This is a genomic window from Pseudonocardia sp. Cha107L01 (genome assembly GCF_052566575.1).
In genome coordinates, this window is the sequence record NZ_CP199579.1 from 4,436,779 (window position 1) to 4,451,802 (window position 15,024).

General features: G+C 73.4%; 13 protein-coding genes. 7 read left to right on the forward strand and 6 right to left on the reverse strand.

The annotated features are described in order from the left end of the window. The first annotated feature begins 104 nt into the window (after nucleotides 1–104). From ACTXG6_RS20910 to ACTXG6_RS20930, 5 genes are all read left to right on the forward strand, one after another. Nucleotides 105–1,319 carry an acyl-CoA dehydrogenase family protein gene (locus tag ACTXG6_RS20910; protein ID WP_445189482.1) on the forward strand — a complete coding sequence of 405 codons (1,215 nt, stop codon included), beginning with the start codon at nucleotides 105–107 and terminating at the stop codon, nucleotides 1,317–1,319. After that, nucleotides 1,316–2,470, forward strand: a complete 1,155-nt coding sequence (locus tag ACTXG6_RS20915) for an LLM class F420-dependent oxidoreductase (protein WP_445189483.1) — start codon at nucleotides 1,316–1,318, stop codon at nucleotides 2,468–2,470. The genes ACTXG6_RS20910 and ACTXG6_RS20915 overlap by 4 nt, the downstream gene beginning before the upstream one ends. Before the next feature lie 23 nt (nucleotides 2,471–2,493). Continuing rightward, the gene (locus ACTXG6_RS20920) at nucleotides 2,494–2,958 is read left to right on the forward strand and encodes a winged helix-turn-helix transcriptional regulator (RefSeq protein ID WP_445189484.1); all 465 of its coding nucleotides are present in this window, start codon (nucleotides 2,494–2,496) and stop codon (nucleotides 2,956–2,958) included. A gap of 563 nt (nucleotides 2,959–3,521) precedes the next feature. Then, complete coding sequence (locus ACTXG6_RS20925; protein WP_445189485.1) at nucleotides 3,522–4,601, forward strand: LacI family DNA-binding transcriptional regulator; 1,080 nt, start codon at nucleotides 3,522–3,524, stop codon at nucleotides 4,599–4,601. Between the two features lie 142 nt (nucleotides 4,602–4,743). Continuing rightward, nucleotides 4,744–5,361, forward strand: coding sequence for a hypothetical protein (locus tag ACTXG6_RS20930; protein ID WP_445189486.1), 618 nt, complete (start codon nucleotides 4,744–4,746; stop codon nucleotides 5,359–5,361). A 10-nt stretch (nucleotides 5,362–5,371) separates the two neighbouring features. Here the strand turns inward: ACTXG6_RS20930 and ACTXG6_RS20935 are convergent, their stop codons facing one another. Continuing rightward, on the reverse strand, nucleotides 5,372–6,202 hold the full coding sequence (locus tag ACTXG6_RS20935; protein ID WP_445190062.1) for a sugar phosphate isomerase/epimerase family protein: 831 nt from the start codon (nucleotides 6,200–6,202) through the stop codon (nucleotides 5,372–5,374). 303 nt (nucleotides 6,203–6,505) lie between these two features. Between ACTXG6_RS20935 and ACTXG6_RS20940 the strand changes: the two genes are divergently transcribed. Together ACTXG6_RS20940 and ACTXG6_RS20945 are read left to right on the forward strand one after the other, a co-directional pair. Then, the gene (locus tag ACTXG6_RS20940) at nucleotides 6,506–8,110 is read left to right on the forward strand and encodes a GMC family oxidoreductase (RefSeq protein ID WP_445189487.1); all 1,605 of its coding nucleotides are present in this window, start codon (nucleotides 6,506–6,508) and stop codon (nucleotides 8,108–8,110) included. A 10-nt stretch (nucleotides 8,111–8,120) separates the two neighbouring features. Further along, nucleotides 8,121–8,543 carry a hypothetical protein gene (locus tag ACTXG6_RS20945; protein WP_445189488.1) on the forward strand — a complete coding sequence of 141 codons (423 nt, stop codon included), beginning with the start codon at nucleotides 8,121–8,123 and terminating at the stop codon, nucleotides 8,541–8,543. On the opposite strand, the gene ACTXG6_RS20950 is transcribed toward ACTXG6_RS20945, so the two are convergent. From ACTXG6_RS20950 to ACTXG6_RS20970, 5 genes are all read right to left on the reverse strand, one after another. Further along, nucleotides 8,525–9,406 carry a class I SAM-dependent methyltransferase gene (locus tag ACTXG6_RS20950; RefSeq protein ID WP_445189489.1) on the reverse strand — a complete coding sequence of 294 codons (882 nt, stop codon included), beginning with the start codon at nucleotides 9,404–9,406 and terminating at the stop codon, nucleotides 8,525–8,527. The two genes, ACTXG6_RS20945 and ACTXG6_RS20950, sit on opposite strands and share 19 nt — an antisense overlap. 2 nt (nucleotides 9,407–9,408) lie before the next feature. Next, nucleotides 9,409–11,028 carry an acyl-CoA synthetase gene (locus ACTXG6_RS20955; protein WP_445189490.1) on the reverse strand — a complete coding sequence of 540 codons (1,620 nt, stop codon included), beginning with the start codon at nucleotides 11,026–11,028 and terminating at the stop codon, nucleotides 9,409–9,411. Between the two features lie 275 nt (nucleotides 11,029–11,303). After that, entirely contained in the window at nucleotides 11,304–12,317 is a 1,014-nt protein-coding gene (locus ACTXG6_RS20960) for a cobalamin-independent methionine synthase II family protein (RefSeq protein ID WP_445189491.1), read from the reverse strand. Then, entirely contained in the window at nucleotides 12,314–13,660 is a 1,347-nt protein-coding gene (locus tag ACTXG6_RS20965) for an MFS transporter (RefSeq protein WP_445189492.1), read from the reverse strand. The genes ACTXG6_RS20960 and ACTXG6_RS20965 overlap by 4 nt, the downstream gene beginning before the upstream one ends. Nucleotides 13,661–13,832: 172 nt before the next feature. Beyond that, the gene (locus ACTXG6_RS20970) at nucleotides 13,833–14,978 is read right to left on the reverse strand and encodes a dihydrodipicolinate synthase family protein (protein WP_445190063.1); all 1,146 of its coding nucleotides are present in this window, start codon (nucleotides 14,976–14,978) and stop codon (nucleotides 13,833–13,835) included. Nucleotides 14,979–15,024: the final 46 nt, after the last annotated feature.

Genomic DNA, 15,024 nt, shown 5'->3' on the forward strand with positions numbered 1-15,024 from the left:
CGGCGCGGAATCTTGGTAGTCCTCGACAACGGTTGACGCCCGGTGTGCCACTGCGGTAAGAATTCTGTACCAGTAAAGAATTTGAACCGAAGGGCCCCGTCGCCATGGAGACACTCGACGCCGACGTGGAGTTCGCCGACCTCGACCGGGCGGCGGAGCAGGCCTCGGCGCTGGCCCGCTCGCTCGCCGAGGTCACCGAGGAACGGCGCTCACTGCCCCCGGAGCTGGTCGGCACGCTGCGCGAGGCGGGGCTGCTGCGGCCCGCGGTGTTGCCGCGGTTCGGTGGCCGGCGGCCCTCGCCCGGGGTGATCCTGCGCGGCGCCGAGACGGTGGCCAGGGGGGATGCCTCGGCCGGCTGGTGCGTGTCGATCAACGCCACCAGCAGCCTGCTGTCCGCCTACCTGCCGGAGAAGGGCGCCACCGAGGTGTTCGGCGACCCGCGCTCGGTGGCCGCCGGGGTGTGGGCGCCCCGGGGTGCGGCGCGGCCGGTCGACGGCGGGGTGGTCGTGTCCGGCCAGTGGCCGTTCTGCAGCGCGATCTCGCACTCCGACTGGCTGTTCGCCGGCTGCGTGCTCGCGCCGCCCGCTGCCTCGGCGCAACAACCGACTCTGCGGGTGCTCGCGATCCCCACCGCTGAGCTGCGCGTTCTGGACACCTGGCACACCTCCGGGCTGCGCGGCACCGGCAGCCACGACAGCGTCGCGACCGACGTTTTCGTGCCGGAGCACCGCATCCTGTCCGTGCTGGACGGGCCGCCGGCCGGGGCCGACCCGCTGTACCGGTTCCCGGTGTTCGGGTTCTTCGCGCTGTCCATCGCGGTCGCCGCACTGGGCAATGCCCGGGGCGCGGTCGACGAGCTGGTCGAGCTGGCCGGTGGCAAGCGCACCCTCGGCTCCAGTCGCACGCTCGCCGAGCGGTCCCAGGTGCAGGCCGGGGTGGCCGCCGCCGAGGCGTCGCTGCGGGCCGCCCGGGGGTTCCTCTACGGGGCGGTGGAAGACGCCTGGCGGGAGGCCTCGGCGTCCGAACCGGTGCCCGAAGCGGCGCCCGAACCGGCGTCCGAACCGGCGCCCGGGCCGGTGTCGGAGGCCGCGCGGGTGGCGCTACGGCTGGCCGCCACCCACGCCACCCGGACCTCGGCCGAGGTGGTCGCCTCGATGTACGACCTGGGCGGCGGCTCGGCCATCTACCAGAGCTCGCCGCTGCAGCGCCGGTTCCGGGATGCGCACACCGCGACCGCGCACTTCCAGGTCAACCCGGCGACCTACGAGCTGCTCGGGCGGCTGCTGCTCGGCCTGCCGGCGCGGACCGAGCAGCTGTGAGCGGGCCTTCCACCGCCGGGCCCTCCGGCGGCGCCTCGGGCTCCGCCGAGGTCGGTGTGGTCACGCCGTTCTGGCTGGACCGCCCGGACACCGAGGCGGTGGACATCGCGGTCCAGGCGGACCGGCACGGGTTCGCGACCCTGTGGATCGGCGAGATGGCCACCTTCGACGCCTTCGCACTGGCCACCGCGGTCGGCCTGGCCACCGAGCGGATCCCGCTGCGGATCGGCCCGCTGGCCGCCGGGGTGCGCGGCCCGGTCGCGGTCGCGCTCGGGCTGTCCTCGGTGGCGACGCTGACCGGGGCCACGCTGACCGGCCGGGCGGTGGACATCGCGCTCGGCGCGTCCAGCCCGGCCATCGTGACCGGCTGGCACGACCGGCCGTTTGCCGCGCCGGCGACCCGGATGCGTGAGTTCGTCCGTGCGCTGCGGCCCGTCCTGGCAGGTCAGCGCGCCGATTTCGACGGGAGCCAGGTGCGCGCGCACGGCTTCCGGCTGCGCGCCCCGGTGCCCGACACGCCGGTCACGGTGGCCGCGTTCGGGCCGGCGATGACCAGGGTGGCCGCCGAGGAGGCCGACCAGGTCGTGCTGAACATGGTGACGCCGGAGCAGGTGGCCAGGGTGCGCGCCCAGGTCGACGCGTTCGCCGGCGCGGTCGGCCGCCCGGCGCCGCGGCTCGCGGTCTGGGTGCCCGCCGCGCTCGAGCTGGACGCGGCCACGCTGCGCCAGCTGGCCGGGCAACTCACGGTCTACCTGGCCCCACCCGGCTACGGTGAGATGTTCACCGAGCTGGGCCACGGCGAGTTGGTGGCGCGGGCCAGGGCCGGTGCGCCGCGCTCGGAGCTGGCCGGGCAGATCCCGGCCGAGCTGTTCGACGCCGTGGGGCTGCTCGGCCCCGCGTCCCGGATCGCCGACCGGATCGCGGCCTACCACCGGGCCGGCGCCGACCACGTCGGTGTGGTGCCGGCGACCGCGGCGGACCCGGCCGGCGCCAACCTGCTCGCCGCGCTGTCCCCGCTGGTGGGCACGGGCGCGTCAGGTGCGCCGGGCGTACTGGGTGCTGGCGTGCCGGGCACGGGCGCGGGCCCGTCAGGTGCGCCGGGCGCGGGCGTACTGGGTGCTGGCGTAGTTGGCGCGGAGCCGGCGCGGTGACGGCCGGCGACGAGAGTGCCGCGATGACCGTCGGGGACGAGCTCCGGCATCGGTTCGACGGGGAGTCGGTGGGGCGCGCGCTGGACCTGGTCGGGGAGAAGTGGACGCTGCTGATCCTGCGGGAGGCGTTCTTCGGCGTGCGCCGCTACGGGCAGCTGGCCCGCAACCTGTCCATCCCCCGACCCACGCTGTCCGCCCGGCTGCGCACCCTGGTCGAGGCCGGGCTGCTGGACCGGGTGCGCTACGCCACCGACCCGGACCGCCACGAGTACCGGCTGACCCGCGCCGGGCAGGACCTCTACCCCGCGATCGTGGTGCTGATGCGCTGGGGCGACAGTTACCTGGCCGGTCCTGCCGGGCCGCCGATCGTGCTGCGCCACCACAGCTGCGGTGAGCCCGCCGAGGCGTTCCTGGCCTGCCGGCACTGCGGCGAGGAGATCACCGCGCACAACGTCACCCCGGAACCGGGGCCCGGGTTCGCGACCTAGTGTCCTGAGTCGGAGGTCCTGTGCCGAAGTCGTCTGGGCGCCGAAGTCGGTGCAGAGAACTTCCGACTCAGGACACTGGTGGTGCACGAGTTGAGGAGCGCCCGGGGTCACAGTCGGTGACCGGCCGATTGAATCAGGCTGCTGACCTATGGGTGGGGCTGCGTCGAGGTCGACGTGAGTCTGGTTCTGATCGAAAAGTGCCGGACTGACGTTGGTCTCGGTGACAAGGGACGCGCCAGTTCGCGCCAGGGGCGACACTGGGCCGCGCTGCCGGTGACTTAGGGTCACCCTCAGCGGAACGGGCGGCGTTGTGTCCTGTCCGGAGCGCGTAGGCGGCCGAGAGCGTTCTGACACACCGCGCGGCGTGCCCAGGTCGTACTCCAGGAATGGCCGCACCTCCGGGCGGCGCGCGGCGCCTGCAGTTGGGCTCTCGATGGGCAATCGCGTTCAGGGCTTCGGTCGCCTGTTTAGGGCGTTTACCGTGTTCAGACTCATGCCCATGAGATGGGTGAATCCAGATCGCTCACTCTTGGAACACGCTCTCCGCCTATTAAGCTGGGTGGATGCCAGCGAGCAAGTCAAGAGTTGACCGTCCCGTCGTCACCGGGCCGGGCGGGTTGGTCACGCTGCAGGACGTGGCGGACAGCGCTGGCGTATCCCGGGCGACCGCCTCCCGGGTGCTCAACGGCAGCTCCCGGGTGGTCGGCTCCGAGCTCGCCGACCGGGTGCACCGCGCCGCCAAGGTGCTGCGCTACGTGTCGAACGCGCCGGCCCAGGCGTTGGCCAGGTCCACCTCCACGGTGGTCGGGCTGATCGTGCACGCGGTCGACGACCCGTACTTCTCGGCGATCGCGGCCGGCGCGATGCGGGTCGCCGCCGAGCACGACCTGCTCACCATGATGGCCAGCACCTTCCGCGACCCGGAGCGCGAGATCGACTACGTCTCCCGGTTGCGTGCGCACCGGGCGAGGGGGGTGCTCCTGGTCGGCAGCGGGTTCACCGCCACGTCGATCACCGAGCGGCTGCACGAGGAGATCGCCGCGTTCGCCGCCGGCGGTGGCCGGGTGGCCTGCATCGGCGAGCACTCGATCCCGTTCGACACCGTGCTGCCGGAGAACCGCCGGGGCGCCGAGCAGGCCGCCAAGTTGCTGCTCGCGCTGGGGCACCGGCGGATCGGCGTCGTCGGCGGGCCGCCGGAGCTGACCACCGTGGCGCACCGGCTGGACGGATTTCGGGACACCCTGCGCGCGGCCGGCGTCGAGCTGCCCGAGCACGCGATCGTCGCCGGCGACTTCACCAGGGACGGCGGTTACGCCGGCATGATCGAGCTCGCACGGCGGATGCCCGAGGTCACGGCGGTGTTCGCGCTCAACGACCCGACCGCGGTCGGCGTGATGGCGGCGCTGCGCGACGAACTGGGCCGGCGGGTGCCGGAGGAGATCTCGGTGGTCGGCTTCGACGACATCCCGGCCGCACTGGACGTCAGCCCGACGCTCACCACGGTGCGGCTGCCGCTGGAGGAGATGGGGGAGCGGGCGATGCGACTGCTGCTCGACGACCCCGGCCGCCCGCCGCGCACCCTGCGGGTCAAGGCCGAAGTGGTGTCCCGCGGCAGCACCGCTCCGCCCCGTCAGGGCTCCTGAGCGCTGCCGCGCGGCGTCGCGGCATCCTGAGTCGACGCGCCGCTGGCCCTCGGCGTCAGTGCAGGCGGGCGCCGCGGCGCTGATGGTCGCCATCACGCGCCGGACCGTCTCGTCCTTCTCACCGACCGGCGCCACGTAGTCGATGGCTGCCCGCGCCGCGGCGTCGCCGAGCGTCCGGCTGATCGTCCAGGCAGCGAGGTACTGCGACGCAAGGCAGCCGCCCGCCGTGGCGATGGGCCCCTCGGCATGGAACGGCGCGTCGAGCACCGTGACGCCGCAGTCCTCGACGAACGGGCGGCTCGTCGTGTCGGTGCACACCGGCATCGACCCCAGCAGGCCGAGCTTTGCCAGCACCAGCGCCCCCGAGCACTGGGAGCCGATCAGCTGGCGTGTCGGGTCGAGCGGGAGTGCGTCGAGCAGGGCGGGGTCGGCGACCACGTCGCGGGTCCGGATGCCGCTGCCGACGAGCACCACGTCCGCCTCCGCGATGAACTCCAGCGGGCGCTGGCCGACGACCTCGACGCCGTTCATGGACGTCACGGCCGTGGTGGGCGTGGTGATGTACGCCCTCAGCCCGGCGCCGCGCGCCCGATTGATCAGTGCGGAGGCAATGAAGCTGTCGAGCTCGTTGAACCCGTCGAACGTCACGATGGCGACCTGCATGGAACAGAACAGTAGGGAGCGGGTGCGCCCGCGTCAGTGGCCAATTCGCGACGGGTGGCCTCCCGTGTCAGCGGGCGCCGCCCAGCCGACTGGATGATCCCAGCCACTCACGAGAGCTGATCTGGGAGGACCTCGGTGACGTAGCGGCGGGCGACGGTGGCGATGACCTCGTCGCCCGGGGCGGCCCACACGTCGGCGTTGAAGATCTCCACCTCGGTGGCACCCGAGTACCCGGCCGCCTCGACGGCCTCCCGCAGCACCCGGAAGTCGATGAACCCGTCGCCCATCATGCCGCGCGCCAGCAGTGCGTCGGACGGCAGCGGCAGCACCCAGTCGCACACCTGGAAGGACGCGATCCGGCCCGCCGCCGCGGCGATCGCCGGCAGCAGCCGAGGGTCCCACCAGACGTGGAACGCATCCACCACCACACCGACCACCGACGCCGGGAAGGGCGCGGCCAGCTCGAGCGCCTGGTCCAGGGTGCTCAGCACCGCCCGGTCGGCGCAGTACATCGGGTGCAGTGGCTCCAGGGCCAGCCGGACGCCGGCCGCCTCCGCGTGCGGTGCCAGCTCGCCGAACCGGTCCGCCACCAGCTGCCGGGCACCGGCCAGGTCCCGGGAACCAGGCGGCAGGCCGCCGACCACCATCACCAGGGTGTCGGTGCCCAGCTCGGCCGCCTCGTCCACCGCGCGTCGGTTGTCCTCGAGCGCGGCGCGCTGGCCGGCGGGGTCCAGGGCGGTCAGGAAGCCGCCCCGGCACAGCGACGACACCCGCGGCCCGGCGTCGGCGACCAGCTTGGCGGCCCTGGCCACCCCGACCTCGGCGACCTGCTCGCGCCACAGCCCGATCGCCGGGATGCCGGCCCGCGCGCACCCGTCGACCGCGTCGGCCAGCCCCCAGTGCTTGGTCGTGGCCTGGTTGAGCGAGAGCTTGGCCAGCCTGGGATCGCCCGGAGCCGGCGTCGGAATGGCGGCCGGTTGGCCGGACGGGACATCGAGCTCGGTAGCCACGGTCACCTCGGGTGGGTCGACAATACCGGAGAGCGCTGTCCAGCAGACTTCGCGGAGCTGGCGTGCGCCTGCGCCCACCGTACCCGGCCTGGACAGCGCGGCTCTACCGTGATCCAGGCAGTACACGCTGGGAGCAGGGCGACGGGGCGATGAATGGCTTGCGCCCGATTCTATGCCCTCCTAGGGTGTGATCCGGAAAGCGATTTCCACCAATGGAGGTCGGTACGGGGCATGGAACACACCGAGGTGTTGATCGTCGGGGCCGGTGCGTCCGGAGGCGTGGCGGCCGGGCGGCTGGCCGAGGCCGGCTTCCGGGTGGTCTGCCTGGAGCAGGGCCACTGGCCGGACCGGGACAGCTATCCGGCGGCCCGCCCGACCTACGAGCTGGAAGCCCGGCGACGCTGGTCGGGCAGCCCCAACGTCCGCGGGCTCGCCGAGGACTACCCGGTGGAGGACAGCGCCTCGGACGTAGCCGCCCTGATGTACGCCGGGGTCGGCGGCAGCATGATCCTCTACGCAGCCGACTGGCCCCGGCTGCTGCCCTCGGACTTCCGCACCCGCTCGCTGGACGGGGTGGGCGACGACTGGCCGCTGAGCTACCGGGAGCTCGCCCCGTTCTACGAGCGCACCGACCGGGCCTTCGGGGTGGCCGGCCTCGGCGGCAACCCGGCGCTGCCGGAAGGGGCCGACCCGCCGCTGCCACCGTTGCCGATCGGGGCGGGCGGCCTGCGGGTGGCCCGCGCGCACGACCGGCTGGGCTGGCACTGGTGGCCCGCGCCGAATGCCGTGCTGTCCGCGCCCTACCAGGGCCGCAACGCCTGCGCGCAGTACGGCGCCTGCATGCAGGGCTGCCCGGAGGGCGCGAAGGCGTCGACCGACGTGACGCACTGGCCGGCGGCGATCGAGGCCGGCGCCCAGCTGCGCACCGGCGCGCGGGTGTCCCGCATTCTGACCAACGCCGCCGGGCTGGCCACCGGCGCCGAGTACGTCGACGCCGAGGGGCGCTGGCAGGTGATCGGCGCTGACGTGGTGCTGCTCGCGGCGAACGCGATCGGCACCGCGCGGCTGCTGCTCAACTCGGCCTCGCCCCGGTTCCCGGACGGCCTCGGCAACTCGACCGGGCTGGTCGGCCGGCGGCTGATGGTGCACCCGTTCGCCAACGTGCTCGGCTACTTCGAAGACCGGGTGGACAGCTATGTCGGCCACGTCGGCGCCAAGATCGTCAGCTACCAGTTCTACGAGACCGACACCTCGCGCGGATTCAGCCGGGGCGCCAAGTGGAGCCTGGCACCGACCGGCGGGCCGCTCACCTCGGCGCTGCCCACCCGGGCCGGCAGCTCCACCTGGGGGCCGGGCCATCACCGGCACGTGCGCGAGCACCTGGGGCACACGGTGAGCTGGGCGATCTTCGGCGAGGACCTGCCGGACGAGGACAACAGGGTCGAGATCGCGCCCGGCCTGACCGACTGCTCGGGCATTCCGGCGCCGCGGATCCGCTACCGGGTCGGCGAGAACTCCCGGGCGCTGCTGGACTTCAACATCGCCAGGGCCACCGAGTCGCTCGTCGAGGCCGGCGCCTACCGCACGGAGTACGAGTCGCTGATGCGCTACTCCGGCTGGCACCTGCTCGGCACCGCCCGGATGGGCACCGACCCGGCCACCTCGGTGACCGACCCGCACGGCAGGCTGCACGACGTGCCGAACGTGTGCGTACTGGACGGCAGCGTGTTCCCCACCTCCGGCGCGGTGAACCCGACCAGCACCATCGTCGCGCTCGCGCTGCGGGCCACCGAACACCTGATCGCCAACCGCCGCGACCAGCGGACCGCGGCGTGAGAGGGATGGAATGACCGAGCAACCGCCGACCGAACTGCGCGACTGGCTCGCGCCGCTGGCCGACGCGCTGATCCCCGCCGAGGACGGCATGCCGGCGGCCGGTCAGCTCGGTGCCGCCGATGCCCAACTCGACCTGGTGCTCGACGCCCGCCCCGACCTGCTCCGCCACCTCACCCGGGCGTACGCGCTGACCGGCGGCATGAGTCCGGCGGAGGCGCTGACCACGCTGCCCGGGCTGGACCCCGCCGCGCACGCCGCATTGCTGGAGGCCGTCGCCGGCGGCTACTACGCGCACCCCGAGGTCCGCGAGCTGATCGGCTACACGGGCCAGCAGCCGGTACCGGTGCGGGTCGCGGACTTCCCGGAGTATCTCGCCGAGGGCCTGCTGGAGCGGGTGCTGGAGCGCGGCCCCGTCTACCGCCCCGCTGACTGACCACCCGCCGACCGAGCGCGGTGCCGGGTGCCGTCGGCGAACGTCGGCCGGCGGCGGCCCCAGGCGGACACGGTGGCGTGCGCGGCGTCGACGAATCCCGGGTCGTCGAACAGGGCGAGCGCGGCGGCCAGCTCGGTCTCGGTGAGCAGCCCCGCGTCGAGCAGCCCCGGTCCGAACTGGGTCAGCAGCACCCGCCAGAACTCGTTGCCGCCCGCGCCGTTGCCGGCATGCTGGATCTTCACCGACAGGCCGAGGTCGACGAGCCCGGCGGCGCGCAGGTACTCGGGCAGGCCACGGGCCCAGCGGGTCGCCGCGCCGTGCGACCGGGCCACCAGCTCCTCGCCGGCCTGCACGGCCCGGCGGAACGCCGGGTATGGCGAGGAGTCGATCGGGAACGCGTCCGGCTCCTCGACCACCAGCCAGCCGCCCGGGGCCAGCCAGTCCGCCGCCCTGGTCAGCACCGCGTCCCTGGCCGGCAGGTTGAACAGCAGCATCCGGGTGTGGATCAGGTCGAACGAGCCGGTCGGGAAGCCTTCGGTGGTGACGTCGTGGCGCAGCACCTCGACCCGGGGTCCGGCCGCGCTCCTGAGCGGGCCGACGTCGACGTCGGTGGCCACCACCCGCCCGTCCGGGCACTGCTCGCCCAGCCAGCGCGCGACCGTCCCGATGCCGGCGCCGAGCTCGAGGCAACGCCAGTGCGGCCGGATGCGCAGCCCGGTCAGGATCCGCTTGGTCTCCGGGTCGAGCAGCCGCTGCAGCAGCAGGTGCCGGCGTGCCTCGGTCGGCACGGTGTGCGCGAGCATGTCCTCGCCGTACCGGTCGGCCGGCGGCTGACCGCCACTGACAGCCGCCTCGGCGTTCACACTCAACCCTCCCGCAGGGCGCGGCGCATGATCTTCCCGGTCGTGGTTCTGGGCAGCTCGGCCAGGAAGACGACCTCCCGGGGCACCTCGTGCGGCGCCAGCCGGGACCGCACGTGCTCGCGCAGCTCGTCGGCCAGCGCCGAGCCGCGCTCCCCGGTGACGTCGACGCCGTCGCGCGCCACCACGAACGCCTTCGGCACCTGCCCGCGCCGCTCGTCCGGCACCCCGATCACCGCGGCCATGGCCACCGAGGGGTGCGCGCCGAGGCTGGACTCGATCTCGCCGGGCCCGATCCGGTAGCCGGCCGAGTTGATCACGTCGTCCTTGCGGGACTGGAACCAGATGTAGCCGTCCCGGTCCTGCACCGCGAGGTCACCGGTCAGCAGCCAGTCACCGAGGAACTTCTCCTCGGTGGCCGCCGGGTTGCGCCAGTACTCCAGCATGGTGTTCGGGTGGCGGCGGTCCACGGCCAGCTCGCCGACCGTGTCCAGCACCGGGTTGCCGTCGTCGTCCAGCACCGCGGCCACCGTCCCGGGCGCCGGCCGCCCCAGCGAGCCGGGCTTGACCGGGTACACCGAGGCGCAGTTGCCGATGCACGCGTTGAGCTCGGTCTGGCCGTAGCCCTCGTTCACGGTGGCGCCGAAGAACTCCTCGCTCCAGGCCAGCAGGTCCGCGCCGAGCGCCTCGCCACCGGAGCAGATCGCCCGGTAGGCGAAGCCGCCGCCGGGCAGCCCGGACGCCCGGATCATCCGCAGCGCGGTGGCCGGCAGCAGCGTGAGCGTCACCCGGAACTCGCGCATCAACCAGACCGCCCGCTCGGCTTCGAAGGCGCCGCCCAGGTCGACCACCACCGGCAGCCCGTAGAACCACGCCGGCACCAGGATGTCCATGATCCCGGCGATCCACGCCCAGTCCGCCGGGGACCAGAGCACGTCCTCCGGTTTCGGGTAGAACTCGTAGACCATCTCGAACGTGACGATGTGCCCGAACACCACACGATGTGCGTGCAGCGCGCCCTTCGGGTCGCCGGTGGTGCCCGAGGTGTAGATCAGGAACGCCGGGTCCTCGGCGTCGGTGTCCACCGGGCTGAACTCGGGCGACGCGCCGGCCAGCGCCTCGGCGAAGGACCGTTCCAGCGCGCCGGCCGGCTCCCCGTCGATGACCAGCAGCGGCACGGCCTCGGTGTCCGCCAGCGCCTCGCGCACCTTCGGCGCGTTGGCCGCTGAGACGATCACCGCCTTGGCGCCCGCGTCGAGCAGCCGGAACCGCAGCGCGTCCGGGCCGAACAGGGCGGACAGCGGCAGCGCCACCGCGCCCATCCGGAACAGCGCGAGGTAGCTCACCCCGGTCTCGAGCGACTGCGGGTTGACCACCGCGACGATGTCGCCGCGCCCGATGCCCAGCTCACGCAGGGCGTTCGCCAGCCGGTTGGACAGCTCGGTGACCTCGCCGAAGGTGTATTCGGTGCTGGAGCGGTCCCGGCCCACCACGGTCAGCGCGCGGGCGGCCGGGTCGTGCCGGTCCGCGCAGGCCACCCCGAGGTTGAACTGCTTCGGGATCTCCAGGGAGGCGTAGTCGACCTGTCGCCACAGCTCGTCGTAGCTGGACGACGGACGGAGCATCGGGCTGACCATGGCGACTCCGACCCACTGCGACGAGGACCAGCAGCCACGGTAGGCGCTCGAACAGGCCCCCGGAAGGCTCTCTTCGCCCGTTGGGCCACCTGCCTGTAGTGACCGAGCTGCACAGGAGGCAGGTTGCCCGCGCCGAGAACCTGCCTCCTGTGCAGTTCGGTAACCAGAGCCCGGCCAGCCCGGCCAGCCCGGCCAGCCCGGCCAGCCCGGCCGGCCCGGCCAGCCCGGCCAGCCCGGCCGGCCCGCCGCGGCGGGTCCGGGGGTCAGTGCCCCAGGTAGCGGTCCCGGCCGGCGACCAGGGCGGCGATCTTGCCGTCGGCCACCGCGCGCGGCAGCACCCAGAAGCCGCAGTCCGGATGTACATACGCGATCCGCTCCGGGGAGCCCAGCCACGACACCGCCCGCTCGATCCGCGCGGCCACCTGGTCGGCGGTCTCCACCTGGGTGTCCTTCACGTCGATCACGCCGATGCCGAAGCGCAGGTTGTCCAGCTCGCCGAGGATCTTGAGGTCCTCGGTGTCGTGCCGGGCCGCCTCCAACACCACGTGGTCGGCGCGCAGCGCGGCGAAGAACGGGTACAGCTCGTGCATCCGGCCGCGCTGCACCCGCTGCCCGCTGTAGTTGCCGAAGCACAGGTGCACGGCCGGTGCGCCGGGCGCCGCCGCCAGCACCGTGTTGATCACTTCGGCGGCCAGCTCGGCGTCCTCGGGCCGGCCGGGCACGTTGGCCTCGTCGACCTGCAGCACGTCGGCGTCGATCTCCCTGACCTGCCCCGCGAGCACCTCGGCGATGGCCAGCGCCAGCGCGCGCAGGTCCCCGTAGTGCTCGTCGAGCAGGGTGCGGGCCAGCATGTACGGGCTGGTCACGGTGAACTTGAGCGGGCCGGGAGCCAGCTCGCGAGCCGTGCGGTACGCGCCGACCAGGTCCAGGGTGCCCTCGTCCAGCTCGCCGGTGACCACGCCGGCCGGCCTGGCCCGGAAACCCATATGTGGCTGCGCGGCGAACCGGGCCACGTCCGTGCGGGTCACCGCCGAGCGCACCCCGCCCAGCGGCCGGACGAAGTACTCGATCATGCCGTTGGTCTCGGGGTGGTTGACGTCGAACCGGGACAGCTCGCCGTCGGTCAGCAACTCGATGCCCAACCGCTGCTGCAGGGCGAGCACCACGCTGGTCGCGTCGAGCACGCCCTCCCGGGACGGTGCGGCCCGCAGCCACGCCGGCAGCGGGTAGCTGCCGACCAGCGTCGTGCGCATGGTCGTGCCGATGCTCGAGGTCATTCCGCCAGCTCCTCCAGTACCCGTTGTTTGGTCTCGATGCCGAGCCAGGCCATCACGAGCATGCCGACCAGGGCGACCACGCCGAAGGCCGCGAACACGCTGGGCAGCCCGAGGCCGGCGCCGAGCAGCGCGCCGACCAGGATCGGCCCGATCGCGCTGGCCACCCGGTTCAGGCTGCTGCCGGTCGCGGTGGCCCAGGCGCGCATCCGGGTCGGGTACAGCTCCGGGGTGTACAGGTAGAGCCCGGCGGTCACCGGGGTGATGCCGAGGCCCATCAGCAGCCCGGCGACGAACAGCACCGGCCATGCGGTCGCGCCGAGCAGGATGGCCACCGCCCCGAACGCCGCGCCGACCACGGCGAGGGCGAAGCCGGCGACGAACCACGGCTTGCGGCCGACCCGGTCCACGGTCAGCGCGAACACGTAGATCTCGACCAGGTAGCACGCGCTGACCAGCACCGTCAGCCAGAGCGCGCTGCCGGTGGCCAGCCCGCCGAGCCGCACGTACAGCGTCGGTAGCCAGGTGGAGAACCCGTACAGGATGAAATACCCGCAGAACCAGGTCACCCAGGACAGCGCGGTGCGCCGCCGGTAGTACGGGCTGAACAGCTCGCCGAACCGGGTCGGTTTGACCGTTGCCGCCACCGTGACCTGGGGCTGCTCCAGCACCGTTCCCCGGGCGGTCGCGTCGGCCTCCATCTCGTCCAGCAACCGGGCAGCCTCGGCGCCCCGGCCCCGCTCGGCCAGCCAGCGCGGCGACTCGGGCAGCTTGGAGTAGGCGACCACGGACACCGCGACCGGCAGCGCGCCGAACACGAACAGCAGCCGCCAGCCCAGCTCCTGGCCGAACAGGCTGAAGAACAGCAGCCCGATCAGCGGTGCCAGCAGGATGCCCCAGCTGAAGATGCTCTCGTAGATCATCACCGCCCGGCCCCGGCTGCGCCCCCGGACGAACTCGTTGAACAGCGCGCCGGCGATCGGCACCTCGGCGCCCAGCCCGATGCCCTGCAGCAGCCGCAGCACCAGCAGCGACTCGAAGTTCCAGGCCAGCGCGGCGACCAGGCTGAGCACGCCGAACGTGGCGAGCGAGAGGATGAACGCCATCCGCCGGCCGTGCCGCTCGGCCACCACGCCCAGGGTCAGCGCGCCGACGAACTGGCCCACGTACGCGGCGCTGATCAGCAGCCCGGCGCTGCCGAAGCCGACGTGGAACGTCGAGATCACCACGGTCAGCACGGTCGCGATGACCAGCGAGTCGAACGCGTCGAAGAAGGTGCCGACGCCCAGCAGTCCCGCGACCCGCAGGTGGACCCGGCCGAACGGCAGCCGTTCCAGCCGGGCCACCGTGTTGTCTGTCGCCCTATTGTCCCCAGCCCTATTGTCCCCTGCCCTATTGTCTCCTGCCCTGTTGTCCCCAGCCCTGATCGTCTCGTCCCCGGTCGTGCTCATCTCGATCCTCCCGCGTTGGAGTCGGGGTCACAGCCCGGTCTTGCGGCCCGGTCCTACCGCTCAGTTCTCACAGCCCGGCGACCGCGAGCAGCGCGCGCATCCGGGCGGCCGCCAGGTCGGGGTCGGGCAGCAGCCCGGCCCGGTCGGCAAGCACGAACAGCTGGCCGAGGTGCGGCAGCGACCGGGCGCTCTGCATGCCGGAGACCATGCTGAAGTGCGTCTGGTGCCCGGCCAGCCAGGCCAGGAACACGATCCCGGTCTTGTAGTGGAAGGTCGGCTCGGCGAATACCAGCCGGGCCAGCGGCACGGTCGGCGCGAAGATCCGCCGGTAGCCGTCCTCGTCGCCGGCGTCCAGCGCGGCCAGTGCCGCCGAGGCGGCGGCCGCGATCGGGTCGAACACGCCGAGCAGGGCGTCGCTGTACCCGTGCCCGTCGCCCAGGATCAGCTCCGGGTAGTGGAAGTCGTCGCCGGTGTAGCAGCGCACCCCCTCGGGCAGCCGGCGGCGCAGCGCGACCTCCCGGTCGGCGTCCAGCAGCGACACCTTGACTCCGTCCACCTTGTCCGGGTGCGCGGCGATGATCTGCAGGAATGCGTCGGTGGCCAGGTCCAGGTCGGGGCTGCCCCAGTAGCCGGTGAGTGCGGGGTCGAACATCGGCCCGAGCCAGTGCAGCAGCACCGGCCGGCGGACCTGTTCCAGCAGCGCGCCGTAGACCTCTGCGTAGTCGGCCGGGCCGGCGGCGCTCGCGGCCAGTGCCCGGCTGGCCATCAGCACCACCCCGGCGCCGGCGTCCTCCAGCACCTCGAGCTGCTGCTCGTAGGCGTGCAGCACGGCGGCCAGGTCGTGCTCGCCGGGCGGCAGCTGGTCGGTGCCGGCGCCGCAGACCAGGGCGCCCCCGACCGTGGCCGCCTCGGTCGCCGAGCGGCGGACGAGCTCGGCGGTGGCCGCCCAGTCCAGGCCCATGCCGCGCTGCGCGGTGTCCATCGCGTCGGCCACGCCGAGCCCGTGCCGCCACAGGTGGTGCCGGAACTCCAGCGTGGCGTCCCAGTCCAGCCGGGCCGGCCGGCCGGGGGTGTTGTCCGCCAGCGGGTCGGCGACCACGTGGGCGGCGGCGTAGGCGACCCGGGAGCTCGCCGGCGGGCCGGCGGCGTCCGGCAGCGGCTGGGCGAGCATCCGGTACGGCGCCAGCTGGCCGTCCGCCCCGGGCAGCACCAGCTCGGGTCCAGCCGAGGCCCCGCCCTCGGTGCTGGTCACGGTGCCG